Genomic DNA, 24,997 nt, shown 5'->3' with positions numbered 1-24,997 from the left:
TCAATCCCCCGGGGTTCTGCGACCCGATGCCGGCCGCCACCGGGAGTGGTGCCGCTCGGCCCACGACCTGCTCACGTATCCCGTTCGCATCCCGCGCCTGGCCTCGGGATCCCGGTACGCCATGCGCAGGTGCCCGAGCACGACGGCGGCGATCGTCCAGGCGAGGCAGTCGTGCACGAAGATGGCGCTGGTGCGCGAGATGAACGGCAGGAAGCCGAGGAACCACATGAGCAGGCCGGTGAACATCATCACCAGCACCGCGCCGGCGATCCATCCCGCGTAGAGCTTCTGTCCCGCGTTGAACTTGCCGGCAGGACGCGCCTGCGGCTGTGTCCGCCGTCTGCGGACGGCCCTCAGCCACTGCCGGTCGTAGACCGCGAAGCGGTTCAGCCTGCGCAGGTCCGCGCGGAAGTCCGCGGAGAGCAGTCCCAGCAGGGACGGGCCCGGCAGGCAGATGCCCGACCACTCGTGGACGGCGGCCACGAGGTGGCGGCGGCCGACCAGTTCGGCCAGCGGGCCGAAGTACAGGCAGGCCGCGGTCGCCAGGCACAGCAGCATGAGCCAGCCGGTCGCCCGGTGGACCATCCGTTCCGCCGGGCTGAACCGGCGGACCTGCCCGGACGGCTCACGCCGCTCCATCGCTCCGGTCCGCCCCGTCGAGCCAGCCGTCGACCGCATAACCGCGCTCCTCCCAGAAACCGGGGACGACCTTGTCGGTCACCGTGATGCCGGACAGCCACTTGGCCGACTTGTAGAAGTACATGGGAGCCACGTAGAGGCGCACCGGTCCCCCGTGCTCGTGGGTGATCGGCTTGTCCTGCATGGTGAGTGCCACCAGGACGTCCGAGCGTCGCGCCTGCCCGAGAGTGAGGCTCTCGGTGTAGGCGCCGTCGAAGCAGGTGAACCGGAGGGCCGCGCCCTCGGAACGCACACCGGCCGCGTCCAGGAGGTCCGCCAGCCGCACGCCTTCGAAAGGCGTGTCGTCCACCCGCCACCCGTCCGTGCAGAGTACGTCGTGGACGACACGCGTCTGGGGCAGGGCACGCAGTTCGGGCAGTGTGTAGGTCCTCGGCCGGTCGACCAGGCCGTCGATCCTCAGCTCGTAGTCGGACTCGGTCCTGCGCGGCACCGAGCCGACGACGCTGTAGTAGCGGAAGCCGCCGGGGTTGGGGAGCAGACCGGTCAGACCCGTCGCGTCGACCCGGGAGGCGGCGTCCAGCGCGCTCTGCCAGCCGCGCTGCAGGTAGGGGGCGGTGGCGAGGCCGACCGCGCCCGTGGCGAGCATGCCCAGCAGCGCACGTCGTCCCACCGGTGCGCCGTCGGCGTTCCGTCTCGGCTGTCCTGCCATGTTCAGTCCTTCGTCACAGTGGCCGGCCACTCGGCCGGCCCATCTCGTCGGTGACGGTCGAGCACGGACCGCGGAGGGCGTTGGCCGTCGGCTTCCGAGGCGACGCCGCCCGCACCGGACGGCACGACGTGGCGGGGTTTCGCCGCATGGGGGCCCTGAAGTGCGTACCGGGGGTGCGCCCCCTCGGATCGGACCGGCCGGCTGGGCCTCTCAGCCCCCCCGGGGCGCCAATTCGTCACCGGCTTAAGAGGTGACGATAGTGGCACGGCTCCACGAAGGGTGTCAACGTGTCGGCGGCGCGCATCGACCGTGGGACGAGAGCGGTAGTGCCATGTCCTGCCATGCCGGGCCACGCATGAGCTGCGACGCTTGCCGCCATCAACAATCACCCGTCAAAATGGTGACGTGAATTACGAGCATGCTTTCGTCTGCGGCAACCCGGCCCTCGACTTCGCCGCGACTCTGCGCGCCCGGCGCACGGTGCGGTACGAGATGTTCGCCGCCCCCGACCGACTGGACGCCTGGTTCCTCGAGTCCGGGCTCGTCGACGAGATGGCGCCCGCCGACGAGGCCGACGTCGAACAGGCCAAGGAGGTGCGGGAGGCGATCTACGCCCTGGTGACCGCCCGCCACCTCGGGCAGAAGTACGACGAGGGCATGCTGCGCCGGCTGAACCGGGCCGCCGGCATGCCTCCGGCGACACCGCAGCTCACCCGCACCGGGCGCCGTACCGAGGCGACCGCCGAACAGGCGCTGTCCACGGTCGCGCGGCATGCTGTGGAACTGCTCGGCGGCCCGGACGTCCCCCTGATGAAGGAGTGCGAAAACCCCGAGTGCACCCGCGTCTACATCGACCGCTCCCGGGGGATGCGCCGCCAGTGGTGCGGCATGGAGTCCTGCGGCAACAAGTTCAAGGCCGCCGCGTACCGTGCCCGCAAGAAGAGCTCGCCGCGGGCCGCCGCCGGCTGAACGGCGGCCGCACGCACGGCGGCAGTGGCCCGCACCGGCCGTCGCCCGTGGCAGCCGACGCCGCGTGACCCACGTGGGACCGCCCCGGAAACCCGACCAGGGTGTCAGCTCGCGGGGCCCGGGTCGTTGGGGTGGGGCTGCAGAGGGGTGACCACCGCGGTCATCCAGGACCACAGGGGCAGGCTTCCGAGGACCTTCTCCCGCAGCTCCGCCTCGTCGTCGGCACACCACACCCCGATGCTCCGCAGTTCTCCGACCGGACGCCACAACCGGTACAGGTGCCCCTGGGCTGCGAGTTCCTTCGCCCGCACCGCCTCGGCGGCCCGGATCCGGTCGACCTCGGCCTGATCGGTGCCCTCAGGCACCGTGGTGGTGATCTCGACCAGGAATTCCTTCATGACCTCGTCTCCTCTCGGACCGGTCCGGGGGCGAGGGCCTCAGCCGTGCCCGGAATCCGTCGCCATGCCCCGCGGCCGGTTCCGGCCCGGGGCCTACATAGTCGGCTCGTCGTCGCCGGACGGCGAGCCGTCGCGGGTGGCCGGGGCGCCCCGCGCGAAAGCCGGCCGGCACCTGGCCGCCCGTCAGACAGCGGCGCACGTCGGGTGTCTCGTAGACGACCGGTCGCCTACGCTAGGCGGCCGACGGTCACGTGTCAAAGGCGAGCACTCCATGTGCGTCCCCTCGGGGCTGCTCTTCTACCGGGACGCCCGCCCCGCCCTTCGCGCTCGGCAGGCCGGGCGGCCCGAACCGCTCTAGTTTGAGAGTCACCGGTTCTCAGCACAGCTCACACGTGTGGCGCTCCCCACCTGGAGAATCATCATGAGCACACCCCCGAAGAAGGTCGCCGTCATCACCGGTGCCTCCCAGGGCATCGGCGCCGGTCTGGTCGAGGGCTACCGCAAGCTCGGCTACGCCGTGGTCGCCACCTCGCGTGGCATCCAGCCTTCCGGGGACCCGGACGTCCTCGACGTTCAGGGCGACATCGCCGACCCCGCCACCGCCGAGCGCGTGGCCGACGCGGCGATCGAGCGCTTCGGCCGCATCGACACCCTGGTCAACAACGCCGGCATCTTCGTGTCCAAGCCCTTCCACGAGTACACGCAGGAGGACTACGACGCGGTGACCGGCGTGAACCTGTCCGGCTTCTTCCGCATCACCCAGCTGGCCGTCGGGCAGATGCTGCGCGAGCACGGCGGGCACATCGTCCAGATCACCACCAGCCTGGTCGATCACGCCAGCTCGGACGTGCCCTCGGTGCTGGCCTCGCTGACCAAGGGCGGCCTGCAGTCCGCGACCAAGTCCCTGGCCATCGAATACGCAACCCGCGGGATCCGCAGCAACGCCGTCGCGCTCGGCGTCATCAGGACGCCCATGCACCCGGAGGAGTACCACGGGACGCTGGACGCACTGCACCCGGTGCGCCGCATGGGCGAGGTCCAGGACGTCGTGGACGCGGTGCTCTACCTCGAGAACGCCCCGTTCGTCACGGGGGACGTCCTGCACGTCGACGGCGGCCAGAGCGCCGGACACTGACGCCTTGCCGGGCCTGAGGCACCCCGAACCATCGCCCGCCCGCCGTCCCCCGCTTCAGAGCCGCGCGGTGATCCGCTGCATCGTCCGGGCGACAGGTTCCTGCCTCGCCTGGCGGTACCCCGTACCCGCCCACAGATGGACCAGCCGCGGATCGCCCGCCTCGGCGGCGGCCCTGCGCAGCGCCGCGGTGAGGTGGTGCACGGCCGGATACCCCGCCGGTGCCACGGGGTCGTAGCGGTCCGTGAAGTAATTGCGCAGGGCCCGGGCGGGCCGGCCGGTGAACGCGCGCGTGACCGTGGTGGCCGCGAAGGCCGGGTCCGCCAGGGCCTGCTTGTGGGTGGCGGACGCTCCGCTCTCGTCGGTGCGCAGCAGCAGGGTGCCGATCATCGTGGCATCCGCCCCCGCACGCAGCGCGGCCGCCGCGTCGGCGGAGGTGGCGATGCCGCCGGCCGCGACGATCGGCAGCGCGGTGGTGTGCCGCACGCTCACGACCAGGTCGGGCAGCGAGGCCGGGCTCGGCGGACGGTCCGGGGTGAGCGTGCCCGAGTGGCCGCCGGCGGCGGATGCCTGCACGATCAGCGCGTCGGCTCCCGCCTCGGCCGCCAGGCGTGCCTCGTCGGCGGATGTGACGGTCTGCAGGACGGTGGTACCGGACCGGCGCAGCGCCATGACGACCGAGCGGTCGGGGATGCCGAAGGTGAAGGACACCCACGGGACGGATGTTCCGAGGACCAGGTCGATCTTCTCCGCCCAGCCGTCGTCGTCCTCCACCGGCGGACCGTCGTTCAGTCTCAGCCCGTAACCGTCGGCCTCGGGCTGCAGCGTGTGTGCGTAGCGGCGGTACTCCTCGGCCGACACGGGCACCGGCTCGCCCGCGAACAGGTTGACGCCGAAGGGGACGTTCTCTGCCTGCAGGGTGACGATCTGCTCGGCGAGTGCTTCCGCGGTCTTGTAGCCTCCGGCCAGGAACCCCAGGCTGCCCGACCGGGCGGCCGCCGTGACGAGACCGGTCGTCCCGGCGCCGCCGGCCATCGGCGCGGCCAGTACCGGAAGCTCGACTCCCACGTCGGACAGCAGACGGCTCATACTCGGTTCCTCCCACTCGGCACACGTATGACGCTAACCGGTGGAAGGTCGGCTTGTGAATCGCCGATCAGGCAGGCCTCTGCACGGCGGGCATCGACATGCCGGGCGGTGCCGACCTCCATGGACGTCGGCACCCCGTCAGACGGAGCGCTCGTAGCAGGCCCAGGCCACGTGCGACTCGTGGAGGGTCACCGCGACCTGGGAGATGCCGAGCGCACTCCTCCCCAGCGCGCCCGCGTGGATCCGGTCGACGAGACGGTCGGCGATCAGCGCCGCCAGGTACTCCGTGGACGTGTTGATCCCCTTGAACTCTGCCTGGTCGTCGAGGTTGCGGTAGTTGAGATCAGCTATCACCGCGCGGAGCTCCGTTCCGGCCAGGCCCATGTCGACGACGATGTTGTCGACGTCCAGTTCAGGCCGGCGAAACGTGGCATCCACGACGAACGTCGCCCCGTGCAGCCGCTGGGCAGGTCCGAAGACCTCGCCCTGGAAGCTGTGGGCGATCATCATGTGGTCACGGACGGTAATGCTGAACATCAGAACTCTCCCCGAACTCTGTGCTGTCGGAACCCGCGCCGCGCGCGGGTGATGGCGACCTCTGCCGAAGACATGTGCGGCCGCCTGGCAGCGGTCGGCGCACGGGACGTGCCGGCCGGGCACCCCGGGACACGTGTGCATCTCGACGCGCCCGCCGGATCCGCGCGGGTCCGCCGGTCTCGCGATCGGGACCGCCGGAGCGGAAGGAGCACATCCTTCGGTGTCGGCGGCCGAACACCACCTCCCGCCGTCGGGAAGGACGGCACACTGGAGGTGTCTTGCGGCCCACACGCGAGCACCTCGACGATCGCCGTCGTCACGGACATGATCGGGCTACCGCCCAGTATGGCGCCACCCACAGCTGTAGGTAGCATGCGCAGCGTCATCGATGAGAGGGAGTGAACGGTTGTGACGAGCCAATCAGCCGCCACGCTCCGGTCGCGGTATGTGGAACAGGCCGTGTCGGATCTTGCGGAAAACCGCCGACGGCAACGGGAACTGACCGAGAAGATCACGGTGTTGCAGCAGGAAGAGGCCCTGCTGATGGACATCCTGTCGCTCGCCGAACGGTACGAAGGCCTGTCGGACGCGTCACGACCGCCCGAGGAGACACAGAGCGAGTCGGTGCCCGGCCGGGGACGGCAGGTGAGCGGTGCCGTCCCCCTCGCGCCCGGCGGGGCACCGGAGCGGGCGTCCCGGTCAGCCGGCAGGCGGAAGGCCGTGGGCGCGACCAGGTCCGGCACGGAGGAGAAGCCGCGTCACCCCTTGCTCGGAGACCTCCTCATGGACCTGCTGCGCGGCCATGACGAACCACGCCTGGCGAAAGAGCTGCGGGACGAGCTCCTGGAGAAGCACCCGGACCGGTCTCCGACCCCTCAGGTGGTGCGGAACACCCTCGAGTCACTGGTGGCAAAAGGACGCGTCCGTCGGCACCGGCAGAAGCGCTCGGTGTTGTACACCCGGCGCGAGCCCGAAGAGCGCGTCGCCTCCGGGACCGGCGCGGACGCAGGCTGACTGGGCGGGACCCACCCGGTCAGACCATGCGGCCGCCGGGCAGTACCCGTGCGGGCCACAGCACCAGGCAGAATCGCCAAGTTCGCCCTGCAACCATGTAGCGGCTCGCTGGGGGGGTCCTTTCGGCGTCACTCAGGCCGTACACACGGCGGCTGTAACCTGCGTGCGCCATTTAGGCTGTGCTCATGGCAGACGTGACGACCATCGAACCCCTCAACAGCGACGAGGAGGCGTTTCTGCGAGCCCTGGGCAGAGTGATGACGCTCCTGCCCCGAGTCGTCGACGCGGACATGCTCGAAGAGCATTCGATCACCAGTACCGAGTACATGGTCCTGGTGCACCTCTCGGAGGTGCCGCACAACCAGATGCGGATGAGTGAGCTCGCCGGCCTGTGCGGACTGTCACTGAGCGGCATGACCAGGGTGGTGACCCGGCTGGAGTCGCAGTCGCTGGTGACCCGGCGCAAGGCGCCGGACGACGGGAGGGCGTGGCTGGCCGTCCTGACCGATGACGGATGGACGCAGCTGAAGCAGGCATGGCCCACCAACCTCGCGAGCGTACGACGTCACGTCTTCTCACGCTTGGAAGGTTGTGACGTCGCCGCTGCCGCCGAGGTCCTGGAACGCATAGCGCCCAGCTGACGGACAGCACGCCGACGGAGCCTCGCGGGTATGCCGGAAGACTCACGAGGCTCGGTCCACCCCGCTCGTCCGCGCCCGGCGCTCGCGCTCCCCGTGTGCCCACGCCACCAGCTGTCGGGCCACCTCTGCCGCCGACGGCATGACAACGATGTCGTCCCGGATGCGGGCCGCCGCGACGGCGAACCGTGGTTCGGACAGCAGCTGCTCGACCCCCGACGCGATCATCGCGGGGTCCGCGGTCCGGGCCGGGAACACGATCCCCGCCCCGGCCGAGGCGAGCCGCGCCGCCCGCTCCCGCTGCTCGGGCGACTCCGCGACGACGAGAGCGGGGACACCGCGAGCAACGGCGGCCAGCGTGATCTCCGGGCCACCGTCGTGAACCACCGCGCGGACGGCCTCCCAGTCGTCGTCGGCCGGAAAGCCGCTGCACAGCCGTATCCGGCCCGGTTCCACACCGAGATCCTCGGCCCGCCTGTCCCCCGCGACCACCGCCAGGTCGACCGGCAGCGTGCTCAACGAGCCGACCACCGGGCCGAGTTCCGGCGACGTCTCGGCCTCCGCACCGAAGCCGACCAGCACCAGTGGCCGTCCGGTGGCGGCGCGTGGGTGCTTCAGCGGGCTCCCGGCCGGCCTCAGGGTGGGTTCCGGTCTCAGTGCGATGCGGTCAGGGGGATGCTGCCATCCCTCGCGCTGCAGGCTCGGCGGGCACAGATCCAGCAGCCGGTGCCCGGCGGGCACCCGGGAGGGTGGTCGAAGACCCCGGTCGACATAGCGCGGGCGTACCGCCGCCACGAGGGCGTCGAGTTCTTCCGGTTCCGGCGCGGGACCCGTGACCGCCACCGCGCACAGCACGCCGAGCATGCTCGCGACCAACGGACCCACGAAGTCGCGGTCTTCACAGACGACCAGATCGGGGGCCCAGCCACGCGCCCGGTCCACAGCCTCGTCCGCCATGAGATCCACCCGCGCACCGGCGAAGAGCTCCACCGTGAGCTCCCTGTCCGAGCTGAGCAGGATGTCGGCGCCGAGCCGGCGGGCGACCTCGGCGGTCAGCTCGTGTGGACCCGGCCCGAGGGACATCACCTCGAAGCCCTCCGGTTCAAGCCAGCGGGCCGCCTCCCCGGCAGTCGCGAAGGCGACCTCGTGACCTTGCCGGCTCAGCTCTCGAGCCAGCGGCAGCATCGGCAGGAGACGTCGACGCAGAGGGGTACTGAAGAAGAGAACGCGCACGGTGGGGACTTCCTGACTCGGCGACGCCGTAGGCCGCCCCGGCCACTGGCCGGCCCGCGGGGGCGTGACGACCCGCTGCCCGCGGCGTACCGCCGAGGCGGCATCACCACGAAGGCGACTGTTTCGATTGGCTCGTCACATGCGTAGGGCGCGGAGCCCTGTGCGTGTGCGTGTGTGCGACCGCCGCCCGACATGCGGCGGCGGTCGCCCGGAGGTGTGATCTCACGCAGTCGGCGCGGTCGCCGTCGTGGCGGCCGCCTGGGCCGCCTGGGCCGCCTTGGTCGTCACTTCCGCGGCCGCCCGGGAGGCCCGCCCCGTGACCTTCCAGGCGAGCATGGTCATCCCCGCCGCCGGCGTGGGGGGAAAGACCCCCAACTGACCGAGCATCGCGATGTCGTCGCGTACCGCCTCGTGCCGGATCACCTTGCCGTCCCGCAGGTCGAGCACATGAATCTGCTCGAAGTCGATCTCCCGGCCCGTGGGCGGCACCACCTGGTCCACCGCACCGTCCTTGAACAGGACGAAGGCGCCGCTGTGCCGGCCCTGCATCCGGAGCCGGACCCACACCTGGTCGTCGTTGTGGATCGTCTCCAGGAAGGGCAGCCGCAGTTCCTCGAACGCGGACCGCATCCACGCGCTCGATGCCAGCACACCCGCGGGGCCGGCGATGCGGCACGCCGCGGGTGCCACGGACGCCTCGCGGTTGTGGAATTCCTCGTGCACTACGCGGACGGCCAGCGCGGGATCCCCTGTCTCAAGCACTTTGAAGAGCCCCGCGGCGAGGTCCGTGGCAGTCGTTCCCATGGTGTAGACGCTCCATCTGGGGGTGTTCGGCCGACGTCCGGGGAGACGGCGATGCCGCCCTCACATGACCTGGCACCGTGTCCCGGCCCTGCGAGGCGCTTCGCGGCGCCGCCGCCGACATGACGGTCCCGTCACCGGAGCGGCCGCGGACGGCGAGCAAGCAGTGCTGCCCCTGTCGACCAAGTTGATTGACGCCGCAAGTTTAACGGCATCCTCACACACCCCATGCCGACCGACTGGTTGGCACGGCAGCTGTCGACCGGTCCGACAATCCTGCACGCCGCCCGCCACCTGCGGTTTCTCTCACCCCGAAGGAGAAACCCGGAGCGCTCGATCACCGCCGCAGTCGTTCTGGTCACATTTCCCACCGGGACGGCCGTGGTGTGATTCCATGCCGACAGCGGCCGAGCGGGCGGCTCCCACCGCCCGTCCCGTCACAACCCCAGGTCCAACGCCAGGCAGGAGAAGTGGTTCCAGGAGCCCTCGGCGTTGTAGGAGACGATCTCCGCACCGCTCGGTGCGGCCTTCTTCTCCTCGACCATCTCCTGGAATTGGACACGCTCCGGCAGCTTGCCGAACCTGGCGAGCCGCGCCGCCGCCGCCGGGTCCGTCGCTGAGTCGTTTGCCACGGTGTCCTCGCTCTCGTCACGTCGAACCGCTTCGCGCGGCCCGGTGACCACAAGGCTGCACCCGAGTGCGTCACCAGTCAAGGCGGTGACGATTGCGTTCGCGTCACACCGCCGGAGGGCGGGGACCAAGTCGTTACAGAGAACGTGGCACCGCCACGGGGCTCTCGTACGTGTCATAGGGGAACGCACGGCACGGATGAAACGACTCCCAGGTCACCGCGCCCTGCAACGTTCACCACACCCGTGACACACATCGGTCAGCGGACCCACTCCACCGCGGCACGACCGGCAAGGCGCTCCCAGGACCACGGGTGACGCACCGGAACCCGGTGGGGAGGCCGGGCCGGAGCCGACGATGCGCGCGCCGGCCGCGGAGACCATGCCGCCTCCATGTGACGCACGCCACGGGAACCTGCCCCGCCGATTGGACAAAGCCTCACGTGGACTACTCATTGCACACCCGGATACGGGCCGGCGACCCCGAGGCGTTCCGCGAGCTCTTCCGTGACCACGCCCGACTGGTCCACCGGCACGCGGTACGCGTGACCGGGGACTGGAGCGGCGCCGAGGACATCGTCTCGCTGACCTTCCTGGAGGCGTGGCGGCTGCGCGCCAGGCTGCGGGACGAGGGCGACAGCCCGCGCCCCTGGCTGATGGGCATCGCCGTGAACGTACTGCGCAACACCACCCGCGCCGCGCGCCGCCACCAGCGGGCCCTGCAGCGCCTGCCGGCCAGGGAGACGGTCCCGGACTTCGCCGACGAACTCGTCGGCCGCATCGCCGATGCCGACGAACTGGCCGCAGCCCAGCGCGCGCTGAGGAAGATGAACCGGAGTGAGCGCGAGGTCTTCACGCTCTGTGTGTGGTCCGGACTCGGCTACGCGGAGGCGGCGGCCGCGCTCGGCGTCCCGGTCGGTACCGTGCGCTCGCGCCTGTCCCGGGCTCGCAGACGGCTGAGCAGGCTGGCCGAGGAAGAACTGAGGAGACGCAGGGAACCGCCGCCGCACAACGGACAAGTACAGGGCGGCCGCAGTTCCGTGGTCCGGTCACACGAGTCGTACGGGGAGAGGTCCGAATGATCCGCAAGAAGTCACGGCCCGAGGGGCCGCCGGACTACGCGGAGCTGGCCCGTCTGCTGCCGGCCCCGGGAGACCCGCACCTGTCGCTCGACCGTCATCTGCTTCTCGAGGAGCACCTGATGAACGAGATCCAGCCCACCGCGGCCGTCCCGGCGCCCTCCCGCCGCCCCGCACGCCGTCTCCTGCTGATCGGTGTCCCGGCCACCGCCGCCGCCCTGGCCGGCGCGTTCGCCCTCACCGCGCCGACCAACTCCGAGGGCCGCGATCCGGCCGCGGCCACCCCGCCCCCGGTCCAAGCACCGGTCGTCCGCGTCGAACCCGGCAGCACGGCCCAGCTCGCCTCCACCGTCGAGCACATCGCCGCCGCCGCGTCGGCCCGCACGACGCCCGAACCCGGCCCGGGCCAGTACGTCTACGTGAAGAGCGAGGTCTCCTACCTGACCGTCTCGCACACCGACACGGACGACTCCAAGGCCTGGGTCCAGCCCCTGCACATTCGCGAGGTCTGGAAATCCCCCGACGGCAGGCACGGCTGGCTGGACGAGCCCGGCTATCAGGCCAAGGGCGGCACCACCATCGACAGCGCCGTCGAGAACGGCTTGGCCGCTCCCTCCTACGACTACCTCAAGACCCTGCCCACCGACCCGGACGCCCTGCTGAAGAAGATCTACAAGGAGACCAGGGGCCAGGGGAACTCCCCGGACCAGCAGGCGTTTTCCACGGTCGGCGACCTCCTCGACGAGCAGCTCGCACCGGCGAAGCTGAACGCGGCGCTGTACCGGGCCGCGGGCAGGATCCCCGGGGTCGTGGTGGTGAAGCATGCCAAGGACGCCGCGGGACGCGAGGGCATCGCCCTGGCCCACGTCGACCGGAAGACCGGCGACCGCACCGAGTGGATCTTCGACCCCGAGACGTACGCCTATCTCGGCAGTCGTGCCGTCCAGGTGGAGCAGGCCCACGGCGTCGAGCCCGGCACGGTCACCGAATCCACCGCCGTGCTGGAGCGAGCTGTCGTCGACGCCCAGAAGCAGCGTCCCGGCGCGGAGGGTACCCGTGCATGAGAACGTGATCGCCATGTCGGGCAGTACGTACGTCGCCACGTGCGCGGTGTCCGTTGCGCGCGGGCGCCGCACGGCCGCCCGGAGCTGACGGCAGGCAGCACGACAGCAGGGGAAACAGGCCGCTCGCCGAGTCGCGGGCGGCCTGCTCGTACACCGAACTCCTCGGTGAACGGCCGCTACCGGCGTCCGGGCATGCGGAGGCGGGGAGCTGGACACCGCGTTCCCGGACCGGTTCCGGGGGTGCCCTGCCGTCTCCACGCCGGCCTCCTCCTCGTTGGAGAGGTCCGGCAGCTACTCGGACAGGTCGGGAACCAGTCGCAGAACGACTGGCCGCCCGTCGACGGCGCCTCCCGGGCCGCCGCCTCGCGCCGCGACGGCCGGGACGCCTTTCCCGGCCGTCCTGCGTACGAAGTCACGCACTGCGCGGCCGAACAGCTCCGGGCTCCGACCGCGTCCGTGGGAGGGCTCGCCCCGGCCTGCGATCACCAGTGTCGGGACCGCCATCGCTCGGAGGTCGGCCGGGTCGTCGGCGGCTGCCGGGGCCAGGTGTTCGTCCAGCCCCGAGATGTACACCGTCCGCGGCTCGGCGGTCCGCACCCCGGGTACGGGTTCGCCGTCTGGGGGAACGAGGATCACGCCCGCCAGGCGCTCGGGGCGGTGCAGCGCGTGGTGGGCGGCGACCTGGGCTCCGTGCCCGTGGCCCAGCAGGTGCACCTCGGGCAGGTGGAGGCGGTTGACGAGCACTTGCAGGAACCGGCTGTAGCGGTCGTAGGTGTAGCCGTGCGGATGCGAGGGAAGCCGTCCCGACCCGCCGGTGCCGATGGGCTCGACATAGACCATGGTCAGGTGCTCTTCCAGGGCGGGCATGCGCAGGTAGTCCCAGAACAGGCCGGGCCCCCCGGGGTGCGCGACGCACACCGGGCCGGTGCCGTGCACGTGGTACCGCTGAGTGATGCCGCCGAGCGCGAAGGAGTGCGTGCCGGGCGAGAGCGGGCCGACGACGGGCCGCAGGACATTCGGGAGGGCTGGGGTTCGCATGCGGGCTCCGTGTCGTGGGGTGGCACTGCCGGCCGCTCGCCGACCTGACTGTGTGCCGGTGGACGGATGTCGGGTTCCGCGGAGTTCAAGCCCCTCGCAGGAGGTCGGCGGCCTTCTCGGCGATCGCGTACACCGTGGCGTTGGTGTTGCTGGAGGGAATGGACGGAATCACGGCCGCGTCCGCGACGCGCAGGCCGTCGAGCCCTCGGACCCGCAGGGTGGAGTCCACCACGGACATCTCGTCCTCACCCATCATGCAGGTCCCGACGGGATGGCAGTACGAGCCGAAGTACCTGCGTGCGTGATCACGGATCGACCGGCTGTCCACGGTGTCGGGTCCGGGACTGACCTCTTCGGTTCCCCATTCCGCGAGGGCGGACGACCAGGCGATCCTTCGGGCCGTCGTGATGCCGGACAGCACGGCCCGGACGTCCTGTTCCGCGGAGAAGTAGTCGGGGTCGATCACGGGTGGTGCGCAGGGGTCGGCCGAGGTGATGCGCAGGGTGCCCCGGCTGGCCGGGCGCATGGGCGAGACGCCGATGGTGAAACCGTTCTCGACCGGAGCGACGGGGTTGGGCACCGGGATGTCGATGAAGATGATCTGCACGTCCGGCCCATCCGCCTCGGGTGTGCTGCGCAGCAGGCCGAGGATCTCGCCGTGGTTGTTGCGCGCCGCCGGCACCGGGCGCTGTGCGCGGTGGACGACGTTGACCCGCGGGTGGTCGTGCAGGTTCTGTCCCACACCGGGAAGCGGGTGGAGAACGTCGACCTGCGCCCGCCGGAGGTCCGTCTCCGGGCCGATGCCGGAGCACAGCAGCAGCTGCGCGGAGCCGATCGCACCGGCCGTCAGCACCACTTCACCGGCCGCCGCGTGGCGGACCTGCCCGTGGGCCCGGAACTCCACGCCGGTGCAGCGCGTGCCGTCGAAGACCAGGCGGTGCACGACCGCGTCCGTGACGACATCGAGGTTGTGACGGCCCAGCGCGGGAGCGAGATAGGCGTCGGCCGCGCTCTGGCGTCGGCCGGCGACGATGTTGAGGTCCACCGGGGCGAAGCCCTCTTCAAGGCCACCGCTGATGTCGAACGCCCTGCGGTGGCCGGCTTCGACGGCCCCGTCGAGGCAGGCGAGCAGTACGTCGTTGGGCTCGACGGCCGGGCCGACGAAGAGTGGCCCGTCCGTTCCGCGGCCGGTGGCACCGCTGACGGCGGTCTCGCTTCGCTGGAAGTAGGGCAGCAGGTCCTCGAACGTCCAGCCCTTGGCGCCGTGGTCGCTCCAGCTGTCGTAGCTGGTGTGGTGGCCGCGGGCGAACACCATGGCGTTGATGGCGGAGGATCCGCCCAGGCCCTTCCCTCGCGGAAGTGCGACGGGGGTGCCCGAGCCGCGCTGCGGAACGGTGGTGTCTCCCCAGCCGGCCTCCGAGGCGGCCAGCGCCGGCCAGGCCGGCGGGTGGGTGACGGCCTCGGGGAGTGTGGCGGATCCGGCCTCCACCAGCAGGACGCGGGCGTTCTCGTCCCGCGAGAGCCGGTCGGCCAGCACGCAGCCGGCGGTTCCGGCGCCTACGAGTATGTAGTCGTAGACAGAAAGTGAAGACATGGCGGGTCCGTCCCTGTCCGAATCGTTGGTCCCGTTTCGAGAGTAACACTGGTTCAAACCATCGAATCGGCGGATTTGCTACCGTCGATTCATGACTGCTGACACGGTGGACACCCAGCCGGCGGGGACGCTTCGCGACAAGATCGTCCTTGCCGCCGCGGACGTACTGGAGAAGGACGGCCTGGACGCCATGTCCACGCGCGCGGTGGCGGCCCGCGCCGGTGTGTTCCCGCCGACGATCTTCCGGGTGTTCGGGGACAAGGACGGTCTGCTGGAGGCACTGAGCGAGTACGGCTTCGAGACCTACCTCCGGGCCAAGAGCCAACTGCCGCGCAGCGATGACCCGGTGGCCGACCTGCGCCTCGCCTGGGATCTGCACGTCGAGTTCGGACTGACGCAGCCGGGGTACTACGGCCTGGTGTTCGGACAGTCACGGTCCGGACGGCTTTCGTACGCCGGGCGCAGGGCGGTCGCCGAACTGCAACTCATGGTCACGCGCGTAGCCGCGGCCGGGCGCCTGCGCATGAGTGTCGAACGGGCCACCGCCGTCATGCACGCGGCGGGCGTGGGTGTGGTCTCCACACTGATCAGCGCCCCGCCGGAGTCCCGCGACCTGGAGACGGCCCGCGTGACGCGCGAAGTCGTCCTGGCAGCCATCGCCGCCGCCTCCCCCGCGGCGGAACCCGGCAGCGCCGTGCCGGGTGCCGGTCCGGCCGGTCCGGCCATGGCACTGCGCGCGGCCCTCGGCGCGGAAGGGGAGCTTCCGCTCAGCCCCGGGGAGAAGCTGCTCTTCATGGAACTGCTCAACCGCCTCGCCGACGTACGGACAGCCCCTCGCTGACCCGGGGCCATCGGTTCCCGGCCGGGGCGACGCCCGCCGCAGTGGACACGGGGACCATTCCTGCGACGGGTCGCCGGAGTGACGCCCGGGCACTCACATGGCCCTCACCGTTCGGTGGGCCACCCGTCGTGCCCGATCAGCCGGTCCACGGCCGGATTCAGCTGGCGCGCAGCGGAGCGAGGGCCTTGGACCACGCCACGACCTGGTCCAGGGTCGTCGCGAGTGCGTCCAGGTGAAGGGCGGCCGGCTTGAAGGTGGTGAAGTTCTCGAAGTCGGTGAACAGCGAGAGCGCCACCTGGGCGCGGACGTCGGCCAGCTGCATCTCGCCCGCTATGCCGCGCAGGTGCTCCACGGCCCGGACGCCGCCGGCCGAGCCGTAGCTGACGAAGCCCACGGCCTTGTTGTTCCACTCGGCATAGATGAAGTCGATCGCGTTCTTCAGGGCCCCCGGCATGGAACGGTTGTACTCGCCGGTGACGATGACGAAGCCGTCGAGGGAACCGATCTTCTCGGCCCATGCCTTGGTGTGGGGCTGGCTGTAGTTGCCGAAGCCGGCCGGGGTGGCTTCGTCGAGGACCGGCAGCTTGTAGTCCAGCAGGTCGACGATCTCGAACTCCGCGTCGGTGCGCTGGGCGGCGATCTCCTGCACCCAGCGGGCGACGACCTCCGCGTTGCGGCCGGGCCTGGTGCTGCCGACGATGATTCCGATCTTGGTCATTGCTCTGCTCTTTCCATGTACGAAGGCGTGGAGACACTGCCTGTTTCAGCATCGAAATGTGCTGCGGGGACGAAACGTAATTGATGATTGACGCATCAAGCAACTGCCACATGTGCGTATGTTGAGTCACATGTGTGTCGGACGGCATGGACAGGTGTCGCGGCCCGCGAGGTCGGCCGCGGCCGGTGCTGTCAGCCGAGATGGGTGGTCTTCGCGGCCACGACCGCCTTGGCGCTGTTCCAGCCGACCACGCCCCCCACCTGTCCGTGCCGCTCGGCGAGCATGACGAAGCGGCGGGACTCCACCGTGCCCTCGATCAACCGGACTTCGGCGTCTTCGGGCAGCAGGCCGAAGACCTGCATCCTGATGTCGTACTGGTCCGTCCGGAAGTACGGCACCTGCCGGTAGTCGTCCTGGGCGCCGGTGATGTGGCCCGCGACGAAGACGGCCTGCTGCACGGCGCTGGTGCGGTTCTCCGGCCGGGGGCCCGCCCGGACGCGGTCCACCGCCCAGCGGGCCACGTCCCCGACCGCGTAGACGTCGGTGGCCGCCCGGCCGCGTTCGTCGAACAGGACGCCGTCGTCCAGGCAGAGGCCGCTGCCGACGAACCAGTCGGTGGCGGGAACGGATGCCGGACCGCGGACCGTCCTTGAAGTTGAACAGGTCGAATTAGCCGGCGATCTGTACGGTCATCAATTCCTCTGCGCATTTTCACGTGTTACCGGCGCACACCCCGAGGCCCGCCCGGGCACGCACTTCGACGGGCTCGTCACCTGTGCACCTCGCGTGAACGTTGTCATGACAGGCGACCGCACACCTACGACCTGTTTTCTCGCTGCCGGGAGGCGGGGCCTTGCACATGTCCGGGGGCCCACAACTCCCAGGCGATGCCGTCGGGATCGGCCACGGAGATGAACTCCGCGTAGCCGGCGTCCCGCACCTGCGAACGGGACACTCCGAGATCGTCGAGGTGTCGGGCCCAGTCGTCCAGGGCGGTCCGGTCGGAGACGGCGAGCGAGAAATGGTCGAGTCCGGTGCGGGAAGGATCGAACATGTCGCCGCTGCGTCGCAGGGGTTCATGGACGGCCAGGGCGAGCCCGCTGTCGGCGTGCCGCATGAGCTGCCGGGGATGCCCTGCCTCGGCCGGCCCGGGCCGCACCTCGCCGACGGGCTCGAATCCCAGTACGCGCTCGTACCAGTCGACGCTGGTGGCCATGGAGCGCACCACGATGGCGATGTGGGCGACTCCGGTGAACGTGCTCATGGTGCGTTGTGGTCCTCTCTTGGTGCCGCCGGATGAACCGACCGGAGCCGAGCGGGACGGCCGGCGACGGCGGGCGACGGAGACGGAAGGGGCGTCGTCACGGCGCCAGGAGTCGTGGTGCGCCCGGCCTCCACCGCCTTCGCGTCGAGAGGCACCGCGACCTCCACAAAGCGACCGGTCGACTTGTCGTGAACCTACGTGGCCGAGCAGCGGGAGTCAAAGCCCGCGACCGCCTGGGCCGGGACTCGTCTCCTCGCACGTGGTAGGCACGAGCTCCCAGGGCGCCGGGATCGGGCCGGGACGAGTGCATCCGTAGGCGCCGGCCCTCGAGCAGGATCCGGACCGCTTCCGGGCCGACCGGCCGGTCCCCGCTTCGATCGGATCAATTCGGAACCTCCTCGTCTCGAACTCGCCGCAGCGGCCGGACTTCTTCCGGAGATCCGTGAAAGGGGGCCTGAGCTGGGACGCCCCGACCGGCGCCGCTTCCCTCTCCGGACCGCCGGTCCGTTCGCCGGTCTCGAAGGGCACGACCGCGTCGAGCGCCGGACTCGTCCGCCGGGCGTGGGAGCACAACCGCACACGGAATGACGCCCTCTGGACACCCGCGCCAACAAGTCTCAACATGAATAACTAGTACATCCGCCGCAACGTGATTACACCGTGTCCTCGGCGGTGGGGGAGGTGCTCAGGGTTCCACCCGTGGCTCGGGGCTGTTCCACCTCGTCCCAACAGCCCCTGGCGGCAGCGACCGCGCACCGCAGGTACCGAGGGGAGCGACCTGTCGTGCCGCGCGGCGCCGATCGCCGTTGTCCCCCGTCCGTAGCCGCTCCCCAGAGAACTGTGTCCTGAATATTGCTTTCACGGGGGTGAAGTAGCGTGAACCAGTCATCCAGCAGTCCTCTCGGCCTGACAGACGGCAGAGGGGCAGGCGATCGGGGCGAGACTTCGGTACAGGACGCACTACGTGGGCCGAGGTTCGACACGGTTCCCATATCCGCCCTCGTGCCCGGTGACTCGCCGCGCTCCGAGGGACAGGACCAGGAGCACATCGCCCGACTCGCCGAGATCGAGGAGCCGTTGCCACCGATCCTCGTCGAACGCCGCAGCATGAGGGTGATAGACGGGATCCACCGTCTTTTCGCCATGCTGCTGAAAGGGCGGGAGACGATCGAGGTCGAGTTCTTCGACGGCAGTACGGAGGACGCCTTCCTCCACGGCGTCAAGGCCAATGTGACGCATGGACTTCCGCTCTCGCACGCCGACCGGAAGGCAGCGGCCGCGCGGATCGTGGCTTCGCACCCGCACCTGTCCGATCGGGCCATCGCACGGGCCTCGGGCCTCGGGGCCAAGACCGTCGCAGCCATCCGGCACAGTGCCGACGACGGTCCGGCATCCGCGAGCGTGCGAGTCGGGAGTGACGGCAAGGTACGTCCGCTCAACAGTGCGGAGGGCCGCCTCAAGGCCGCCGAAGTGCTCGCCGAACGCCCGGAGGCCTCGTTACGCGAGGTGGCGCGGATCGCCGGGATCTCACCGGCGACGGTGAGCGACGTACGCAAGCGGATCGCCATGGGCGAACTGCCGGTGGCCGTACGGACCGGCTCGGCCGACCCGGATCTCGGCGTCAGGCACAACCGGGCCCCGAAGCGGATCGAGCAGGTGGACCCCGCCCCTGTGCTCAAGAAACTCCTGCGGGATCCCGCACTGCGCCACAACGAGGAAGGACGGAACCTGCTGCGGCTGCTCCAGCAGAACGCGATCGCCATGTCGGCCGAACTGACCGTCGCCGTACCACCCCACTGCAGAGAACTCGTGGTGACGCTCGCACGGCAGTACGCCGAGACCTGGAACGAGTTCGCGAGGGAGCTGGAGGGCATCTGATCCGCACACGTTGACTGATGATGCTTGTGACCGACGGCCCTGCCGGCCGTCGGTCGCCGGACCCCCCCGGACGTGTTCGTCGCCCGTACTGCTCATGACACGCCCCGCCGGAGCGGGTGGGGCCTCGGTTGACTCCTGTGACGGATAACCGCTATTCATGAGCTAGCCGTTAGGGGGACGCATGCAAGACGTGGTGCTGGCGATGCTCGCGAAGGAGCCATCGCACGGCTATCACCTGCGCGCGTGGCTGCGCCAGGCACTCGGCCCCCTCGGGGAGTCGATGAACGCGGGTCAGATCTACGTGACTCTGGGCCGCCTGGAACGAGCGGGACTGGTCGTCCGCGAGCGCACCGAAGGCCCCCCGGACCGGAAGGTGTACGCGCTGACAGCGGCCGGGCAGCAGCGGGTGGCCACCTGGCTGACCGAGGTGAGCTGGCCGAAGCTGGACCTGGCCGAGCTCCACCTCAAACTCGCGGCGGCGAGAGCGGCCAGGCTCGCCGATCCGGTGGAGCTGGTCGGCGTGCACCGCCGGGAGTTACTCGGACGCCTGCGGCAGGCGCAGCGCGCGCTGCTGGCCGAGCCCGACGGCTCGACCGCCGGCCTGCTGCTGGAGGGTGTCGCTCTGCGGTTGCAGGCGGACCTGCGCTGGCTGGCGGCATGCGAGCAATTCTGGTCGAGAGTCGAGAACAAGGCTGAGGACGGATGAACCAGTTCGACGCGGTGCTGCAGACCCGCGACCTGTTAAAGACACATGGCCGGGGAGAGAGCCTGGTTCACGCGGTGGACGGCGTCGACCTGGACGTGCAGGCCGGACAGATGCTGGCCGTCATGGGCCCCAGCGGCTGCGGAAAGTCCACCCTGCTGCACCTGTTGGGCGGCCTGGAGCGGCCCACCGACGGTGAGGTGTGGCTGGCCGGCCGCCGCATCGACGATCTCAGCGAACGGGCGCTGGCCCAACTGCGGCGCCGGTCGGTGGGCTTCGTCTTCCAGGCCTTCCATCTGGTCGAGGAACTCTCGGCGGCGGAGAACGTCGAACTGCCCGTGCTGCTGGCCGGACGCTCGCTGCGTGCGGCCCGACGTCGCGCGGACCAGTTGCTGGAGCAGGTCGGGCTGGACGATCGCGCCCGCAATCTGCCCTGGCAGCTGTCGGGCGGACAGCGCCAGCGGGTGGCGATCGCCCGCGCCCTGGCCAACGAGCCACTGGTGCTGCTGGCGGACGAGCCGACCGGCAACCTGGACACCGCGGCCACTCTCGACGTGCTGCGGCTCTTCGAGGATCTGCGGGCCGCAGGGCAGACCCTCGTGATCGTCACGCACGACGACCGGGTCGCGGCCGTCGCGGACCGGCTGGTGTCGATGCGTGACGGAAGACTGGTGGACGACACCTGGATGGCGGACCGCAGGCAGCCGGCAGACGGCATCCACGGGTGGGAGGGCTGACGTCATGGGCCGTTTCCTGCTCGTCCTCCGCCTTGTCTGGTCGGACGTACGCCGCCACCCCGGCCAGGCCGCGATGCTGCTCCTCTCCCTCGCGGTCGCCACCGGCATGCTGGCCCTGGGCGCTTCGCTGGGCGGGGCGACCGAGACGCTCTACCGGCACACCCGTGCGGTCACCGACGGCCCGGACGTGGTGGCCGTCTCTCCCGACAACTCCGCCCACACGGCCGCGACCCAGGACGCGTTGACCAGGGACCCCGCGGTCGCCGCCCACAGCGGTCCGTATCTCCAGTACTACTCGAAGCTCTCCGCGAAGGGTTCCACCTCGCATGTGGTGGTGACGGCAGCCGCCGCGAAGCCGGGTCCGGTGGACCGCCCCCTGGTGACCTCCGGCACCTGGGTACGCACCGGGGGTGTCGTGGTCGAACGCGGCTTCGCCACCGCGCTGGGCGTCCGGGTCGGAGACCACGTCACCGTCGCCGGCCGCTCCCTTCCGGTGATCGGGACAGCCGTGAGCGCGGCCACCACCGTCTATCCGTTCGCGCAGCTGACGGGTCCCGACGGCGGGCCGAGCGACTACAGCGGCCTGGTCTGGATGAGCGAACAGGACACCCGGCCGCTGGCCTCCCAGCATCTTTCGGTCTCCTCGCTCCTCTACCTGAAGCTGCACGACCCGGCCGCCACCGAGGCGTTCGTGAACGCGCACCGCGGCCCCTCGGTCTACGCGAACTTCCAGAGCTGGCAGTTCATGATCGGCCAGGACGCCACGATCATCGAGTCCAGCCAGCCCATCCTGGTCATCGGCAGCTGGTTGCTGAGTTTCCTCGCCATCGCGGGCGTGGCCACCCTCGCCGCGGGACGCGCCGCCAAGCAGACCCGCCGGGTGGGACTGCTCAAGGCGGTGGGCGCCACGCCCGGCCTGATCGCCGCCGTCCTGCTCACCGAGTACGTGACCCTGGCGCTGCTCGCCGACGCACTCGGCCTGCTGGCCGCCCGGTTCACCCAGCCCGCCATCGCCAACCCCACCGCCAGCCTGCTGACCACCTCGGACGGGCCGAGCGGCGGCACCATCGTGTTCACCACCGTCGTCGCACTGGCCGTGGCCGTCCTCACCACCCTCGGGCCGACCCTGCGGGCCCTGCGCACCGAGACCGTCGCGGCACTCGCGGACACCGCCCGGCAACCCGACCACCGGGCCCGTCTGACACGGCTGTCCGCCATGCTGCCGGTACCGGTCCTGCTCGGGATCCGCCTGATCGCCCGGCGGCCCGGCCGCGCGTTCCTGCAGGCGTGCAGCATCACGGCCACCGTCATCACCCTGACGGCACTGCTGATCATCTACGTGCAGCACCAGGTGAGTTACGGGATCAGCTCGCCGCACCTGGGCAATCTCAAGGACGCGCAGAGCCGGCACATGATCACCGCCGTCGCCACCGCGCTGGGGGTCCTCGCCGCGGTGAACACCCTGACGACCACGTGGACGACGGCGCTGGAGGCGCGGCACACGATGGCCGTCGCACGCACGCTCGGTGCCACTCCCGGACAGGTCACGGCCGGTCTGTCCGCCGCGCAACTCCTGCCCACCGTGCCCGGCGCTCTCGTCGGCATCCCCCTGGGCATCGCGTTCTGCTGGCCCTTCAGCGCGGCGAACACAATCTACCCGCCGGCGTGGTGGCTGTTCGCCGCCGCGCTCGCGGTCGTGATGGCCACCGCCGCGCTCACCGCCCTGCCCGCCCGCGTGGCGGCCCGGCGGTCCGTCGCGCTGACCCTCAGCGCCGAAACGACGTGATCGTCCCTCGGGTCCGTCCGGTGGGTCCGCCGGACGGACCCGTTCGGCGCCGGGCTCCCGGAACCGGGGCCGACGGCACCGGCTCCGGTACCCGCGGTTCAGGGCGCCGTCCGGCGGATGGCGGCCAGCCAGGCGTGGCCCTTCCTGCCGAACTGCGGGGCGACGGCGAAGGTCTCCGGGGCGATGCCGAGCATCTCCCACCCGTCGGCGAACGCCTCGCGCAGCTCGGCCTGTGTGATCCGCCGTGGGCCCAGCGCACCGGGCTGGCGGTCGCTGAAGCACATCAGGTGGCAGGTGCCGCCCGGCTCCGTCACGGACGTGAGGCTCCTGACGTACAGCCGGCGCTCCTCGTCGTCGAGCACATGGAACATCCCCACATCGACCACCGTGTCGAAGGTCGTTCCGAGCTGGGCGAGATCGAGCACGTCACCGGTCTCGAAGCGGACCTTCAGTCCGCGTTCGGCCGCTTTCCGGCGGGCTCTCGCGATGGCCGTCGCCGAGCAGTCGATCCCCGTGACGTCGCCGCCGTGCTCGGCCGCCAGCAGTGCGTGGTCCCCGGTGCCGCAGCCCGCGTCGAGGACGCGTCCGGACAGCAGGCCGCTCTCGGCGAGGCGCACGAGCGCCTCCTGTGGTCGCCCGGCCTCCCAGGGTGCCTGTTCGGTGGCCCGGTATATCGAGTCCCAGTCCGCGGACCGTGTCGCCATGTGCCGACCCCCTTCGCTAGCGGCCCGGTTCTTCTGCGCCGGCGGTGCCGGCGAGGCCGAGCCAGTCCGAAGCGCCGGCCCAGACCTGGGCCAGCACTTCAGGACGAGCCATATCCGTGTGCTTGCAGGCGAGGAAGGACTCCGCCACCTCGCCGGAGACATGCGGCTTCCACGCGGCCGCACTCGAAGCGTCCTCAGCCTTGTCCTCGGTCGCGGTCACGAGCAGCATGTTTCCGTCGAAGATGCCGATCTCGTGCTCGAAGCTCAGCGTCGCGGCGTTGCGGAGCATGCGCAGGGCGCCGGGCCTGTGCCTGCCTTCCTCCCTGTCGAAGTCGGCCTCGGCCCGATCGGGCTCCGGTGCCTCCTCGGCCTCGGAGGCCTCGCCGTCGCGTTCCGGATCCGCCTTCTTGAACGGCACCGCGTCCATGGAGATCAGCGCACCGACCTCGTGGCCCGCCGCCCGCAACTGCACCGCGATCTCGTGGGCGATGATGCCGCCGAACGACCAGCCCAGCAGGTGGTAGGGACCGGATTCCTGGACCGACCGCATCTGCCTGATGTAGTCGGCGGCCATCTCTCCCACGGAAGCCGCCAGTTCGCCCGTGTCGTTCACTCCACGGGCCTGCAGCCCGTAGAGCGGGATGTCGTCGGGTACGTAGCGGGTCAGCGGTATGTAGCACCAGCTGAGGCCGCCTGCCGGGTGCACGCAGAAGAGTGGCGGCTTGCTCCCGGAAGGCCGGATCGGGAAGAGGACGTCGAATTCGTTGCCTTCGTAGGGCAGATCGAGCCGGGTGACGAGTTCGGCGGGGGTCGGCGCCTCGAACACCGCTCGCACCGAGAGGTCGAGACCGTGCAGGCGCAGTCGTTGTGTCAGCGCCACCGCGCGGAGCGAGTGCCCGCCGAGGTCGAAGAAGCTGTCGTCCGGGTTGACGCGGTCGACACCGAGGACCTCCGCGAAGGCCTCGCACATGGCCTCCTCGGCCGCCGTCCCCGGCACGCGGCCGCTGTCGGCGGTTCCGTATCCCGGTGCGGGCAGTGCGGTGCGGTCGGTCTTGCCGTTCGGGGTCAGGGGAAGCTCGTCCAGGACCACGACCGCCGACGGCACCATGTACTCCGGCAACCGCCTCGCAGCAACAGCCCGCACCTCACCCGGCAGATCACCACCCACCTCCCCCGACCCCACCACATACGCCACCAACCGCTTCTCCCCCGGCACATCCTCCCGCACCACCACCACCGCCCGCGCCACCCCCGCACACGCACCCACCACCGCCTCCACCTCACCCGGCTCGATCCGACGCCCCCGCACCTTCACCTGATCATCAGCCCGCCCCACAAACACCAACTCACCCTCAACCGTCCACCGCACCAGATCCCCCGTCCGATACATCCGCTCACCCGGACCCCCGAACGGACACGCCACAAACCGCTCCCCCGTCAACCCCCCACGCCCCCGATACCCCCGCGCCAACCCCACACCCGCCACATACAACTCCCCCACCACACCCGGAGCCACCAACCCCAACCCCCCATCCAGCACAAACACCCGCGTCCCCACCACCGGACCACCCACCAACACCCGCCCGGCAGACCCCACACACCGCCACAACGACACATCCACCGTCGTCTCCGCAGGCCCATACGAATTGAACATCACCCGCCCCGCCGACCACCGCACCATCACCTCACGCGAACACTCCTCACCCGCCGCAATCACCACCACACCCGAACCCACACTCCCCTCATCCACCACCGCCAACACCGCCGGCGGCAACGTCACATGCGTCACCCCCGCACCCCCCA

Annotated in this window: 26 protein-coding genes; 11 read left to right on the top strand and 15 right to left on the bottom strand. The window is 70.5% G+C overall.

What is annotated here, in order from left to right; all coding sequences use genetic code 11:
• Together AB0472_RS41605 and AB0472_RS41600 are read right to left on the bottom strand one after the other, a co-directional pair.
• Complete coding sequence (locus AB0472_RS41605) at positions 1 to 678, bottom strand: cytochrome b/b6 domain-containing protein (RefSeq protein WP_366364573.1); 678 nt, start codon at positions 676 to 678, stop codon at positions 1 to 3.
• A complete protein-coding gene (locus tag AB0472_RS41600; RefSeq protein ID WP_366364572.1) occupies positions 626 to 1,348 on the bottom strand; it encodes a molybdopterin-dependent oxidoreductase in 723 nt (240 codons plus the stop codon). Before AB0472_RS41600 ends, AB0472_RS41605 begins: the two co-directional genes overlap by 53 nt.
• Positions 1,349 to 1,753: 405 nt before the next feature.
• Here AB0472_RS41600 and AB0472_RS41595 point away from each other — a divergent pair, with 405 nt between their 5' ends.
• Complete coding sequence (locus tag AB0472_RS41595; RefSeq protein ID WP_366364571.1) at positions 1,754 to 2,317, top strand: CGNR zinc finger domain-containing protein; 564 nt, start codon at positions 1,754 to 1,756, stop codon at positions 2,315 to 2,317.
• A gap of 104 nt (positions 2,318 to 2,421) precedes the next feature.
• On the opposite strand, the gene AB0472_RS41590 is transcribed toward AB0472_RS41595, so the two are convergent.
• Positions 2,422 to 2,715: a muconolactone Delta-isomerase family protein gene (locus tag AB0472_RS41590; RefSeq protein WP_366364570.1), complete on the bottom strand. Its 294-nt coding sequence runs from the start codon at positions 2,713 to 2,715 to the stop codon at positions 2,422 to 2,424.
• 421 nt (positions 2,716 to 3,136) lie between these two features.
• On the opposite strand from AB0472_RS41590, the gene AB0472_RS41585 reads away from it, so the two are divergent.
• The gene (locus AB0472_RS41585; protein WP_366364569.1) at positions 3,137 to 3,850 is read left to right on the top strand and encodes an SDR family NAD(P)-dependent oxidoreductase; all 714 of its coding nucleotides are present in this window, start codon (positions 3,137 to 3,139) and stop codon (positions 3,848 to 3,850) included.
• A gap of 54 nt (positions 3,851 to 3,904) precedes the next feature.
• On the opposite strand, the gene AB0472_RS41580 is transcribed toward AB0472_RS41585, so the two are convergent.
• Entirely contained in the window at positions 3,905 to 4,936 is a 1,032-nt protein-coding gene (locus AB0472_RS41580) for a nitronate monooxygenase (protein ID WP_366364568.1), read from the bottom strand.
• A gap of 138 nt (positions 4,937 to 5,074) precedes the next feature.
• On the bottom strand, positions 5,075 to 5,473 hold the full coding sequence (locus tag AB0472_RS41575; protein ID WP_366364567.1) for a 6-carboxytetrahydropterin synthase: 399 nt from the start codon (positions 5,471 to 5,473) through the stop codon (positions 5,075 to 5,077).
• 408 nt (positions 5,474 to 5,881) lie between these two features.
• Here AB0472_RS41575 and AB0472_RS41570 point away from each other — a divergent pair, with 408 nt between their 5' ends.
• Together AB0472_RS41570 and AB0472_RS41565 are read left to right on the top strand one after the other, a co-directional pair.
• Entirely contained in the window at positions 5,882 to 6,487 is a 606-nt protein-coding gene (locus AB0472_RS41570; RefSeq protein ID WP_366364566.1) for a hypothetical protein, read from the top strand.
• 185 nt (positions 6,488 to 6,672) lie between these two features.
• Positions 6,673 to 7,128, top strand: a complete 456-nt coding sequence (locus AB0472_RS41565; RefSeq protein ID WP_366364565.1) for a MarR family transcriptional regulator — start codon at positions 6,673 to 6,675, stop codon at positions 7,126 to 7,128.
• 42 nt (positions 7,129 to 7,170) lie between these two features.
• Here AB0472_RS41565 and AB0472_RS41560 read toward each other — a convergent pair whose 3' ends face one another.
• From AB0472_RS41560 to AB0472_RS41550, 3 genes are all read right to left on the bottom strand, one after another.
• Positions 7,171 to 8,358: a glycosyltransferase gene (locus AB0472_RS41560; RefSeq protein ID WP_366364564.1), complete on the bottom strand. Its 1,188-nt coding sequence runs from the start codon at positions 8,356 to 8,358 to the stop codon at positions 7,171 to 7,173.
• Positions 8,359 to 8,580: 222 nt separating this feature from the next.
• Entirely contained in the window at positions 8,581 to 9,162 is a 582-nt protein-coding gene (locus AB0472_RS41555) for an ester cyclase (RefSeq protein WP_366364563.1), read from the bottom strand.
• A gap of 434 nt (positions 9,163 to 9,596) precedes the next feature.
• The gene (locus AB0472_RS41550; protein ID WP_366364562.1) at positions 9,597 to 9,791 is read right to left on the bottom strand and encodes a hypothetical protein; all 195 of its coding nucleotides are present in this window, start codon (positions 9,789 to 9,791) and stop codon (positions 9,597 to 9,599) included.
• A gap of 440 nt (positions 9,792 to 10,231) precedes the next feature.
• Between AB0472_RS41550 and AB0472_RS41545 the strand changes: the two genes are divergently transcribed.
• The gene (locus AB0472_RS41545; RefSeq protein WP_366364561.1) at positions 10,232 to 10,870 is read left to right on the top strand and encodes an RNA polymerase sigma factor; all 639 of its coding nucleotides are present in this window, start codon (positions 10,232 to 10,234) and stop codon (positions 10,868 to 10,870) included.
• Positions 10,867 to 11,931 (top strand): CU044_5270 family protein, encoded by a 1,065-nt coding sequence (locus tag AB0472_RS41540; protein WP_366364560.1) that lies wholly within the window; start codon positions 10,867 to 10,869, stop codon positions 11,929 to 11,931. The genes AB0472_RS41545 and AB0472_RS41540 overlap by 4 nt, the downstream gene beginning before the upstream one ends.
• A gap of 291 nt (positions 11,932 to 12,222) precedes the next feature.
• Here AB0472_RS41540 and AB0472_RS41535 read toward each other — a convergent pair whose 3' ends face one another.
• Both AB0472_RS41535 and AB0472_RS41530 read right to left on the bottom strand, forming a co-directional pair.
• Positions 12,223 to 12,969, bottom strand: a complete 747-nt coding sequence (locus AB0472_RS41535) for an alpha/beta hydrolase (RefSeq protein ID WP_366364559.1) — start codon at positions 12,967 to 12,969, stop codon at positions 12,223 to 12,225.
• 85 nt (positions 12,970 to 13,054) lie between these two features.
• Complete coding sequence (locus tag AB0472_RS41530; RefSeq protein ID WP_366364558.1) at positions 13,055 to 14,563, bottom strand: GMC family oxidoreductase N-terminal domain-containing protein; 1,509 nt, start codon at positions 14,561 to 14,563, stop codon at positions 13,055 to 13,057.
• Positions 14,564 to 14,654: 91 nt separating this feature from the next.
• Here AB0472_RS41530 and AB0472_RS41525 point away from each other — a divergent pair, with 91 nt between their 5' ends.
• Positions 14,655 to 15,404: a TetR/AcrR family transcriptional regulator gene (locus AB0472_RS41525; RefSeq protein WP_366364557.1), complete on the top strand. Its 750-nt coding sequence runs from the start codon at positions 14,655 to 14,657 to the stop codon at positions 15,402 to 15,404.
• A 157-nt stretch (positions 15,405 to 15,561) separates the two neighbouring features.
• Here the strand turns inward: AB0472_RS41525 and AB0472_RS41520 are convergent, their stop codons facing one another.
• The 3 genes from AB0472_RS41520 to AB0472_RS41510 all read right to left on the bottom strand — a co-directional run bounded on the left by AB0472_RS41520 (position 15,562) and on the right by AB0472_RS41510 (position 17,386).
• Positions 15,562 to 16,122, bottom strand: coding sequence for an NAD(P)H-dependent oxidoreductase (locus AB0472_RS41520; RefSeq protein ID WP_366364556.1), 561 nt, complete (start codon positions 16,120 to 16,122; stop codon positions 15,562 to 15,564).
• A 191-nt stretch (positions 16,123 to 16,313) separates the two neighbouring features.
• Entirely contained in the window at positions 16,314 to 16,643 is a 330-nt protein-coding gene (locus tag AB0472_RS41515) for an oxidoreductase C-terminal domain-containing protein (RefSeq protein ID WP_366364555.1), read from the bottom strand.
• Between the two features lie 296 nt (positions 16,644 to 16,939).
• The gene (locus tag AB0472_RS41510; protein WP_366364554.1) at positions 16,940 to 17,386 is read right to left on the bottom strand and encodes a VOC family protein; all 447 of its coding nucleotides are present in this window, start codon (positions 17,384 to 17,386) and stop codon (positions 16,940 to 16,942) included.
• 1,002 nt (positions 17,387 to 18,388) lie between these two features.
• On the opposite strand from AB0472_RS41510, the gene AB0472_RS41505 reads away from it, so the two are divergent.
• The 4 genes from AB0472_RS41505 to AB0472_RS41490 all read left to right on the top strand — a co-directional run bounded on the left by AB0472_RS41505 (position 18,389) and on the right by AB0472_RS41490 (position 22,490).
• A complete protein-coding gene (locus AB0472_RS41505) occupies positions 18,389 to 19,264 on the top strand; it encodes a transcriptional regulator (RefSeq protein WP_366364553.1) in 876 nt (291 codons plus the stop codon).
• Between the two features lie 181 nt (positions 19,265 to 19,445).
• Entirely contained in the window at positions 19,446 to 19,970 is a 525-nt protein-coding gene (locus tag AB0472_RS41500) for a PadR family transcriptional regulator (protein WP_366364552.1), read from the top strand.
• Positions 19,967 to 20,704 carry an ABC transporter ATP-binding protein gene (locus AB0472_RS41495; protein ID WP_366364551.1) on the top strand — a complete coding sequence of 246 codons (738 nt, stop codon included), beginning with the start codon at positions 19,967 to 19,969 and terminating at the stop codon, positions 20,702 to 20,704. The genes AB0472_RS41500 and AB0472_RS41495 overlap by 4 nt, the downstream gene beginning before the upstream one ends.
• A 4-nt stretch (positions 20,705 to 20,708) precedes the next feature.
• A complete protein-coding gene (locus AB0472_RS41490; protein ID WP_366364550.1) occupies positions 20,709 to 22,490 on the top strand; it encodes an FtsX-like permease family protein in 1,782 nt (593 codons plus the stop codon).
• 98 nt (positions 22,491 to 22,588) lie between these two features.
• Here AB0472_RS41490 and AB0472_RS41485 read toward each other — a convergent pair whose 3' ends face one another.
• Both AB0472_RS41485 and AB0472_RS41480 read right to left on the bottom strand, forming a co-directional pair.
• Positions 22,589 to 23,194 carry a class I SAM-dependent methyltransferase gene (locus AB0472_RS41485; RefSeq protein ID WP_366364549.1) on the bottom strand — a complete coding sequence of 202 codons (606 nt, stop codon included), beginning with the start codon at positions 23,192 to 23,194 and terminating at the stop codon, positions 22,589 to 22,591.
• 16 nt (positions 23,195 to 23,210) lie between these two features.
• Positions 23,211 to 24,997, bottom strand: a 1,787-nt coding sequence (locus AB0472_RS41480) for an alpha/beta fold hydrolase (RefSeq protein ID WP_366364548.1), incomplete at its 5' end; no start/stop codon positions are given.

Origin of the sequence: Streptomyces sp. NPDC086777 (assembly GCF_040702065.1) — a bacterium.
Taxonomy (GTDB): domain Bacteria; phylum Actinomycetota; class Actinomycetes; order Streptomycetales; family Streptomycetaceae; genus Streptomyces.
This window is presented reverse-complemented; position numbering and strand designations above follow the sequence as displayed.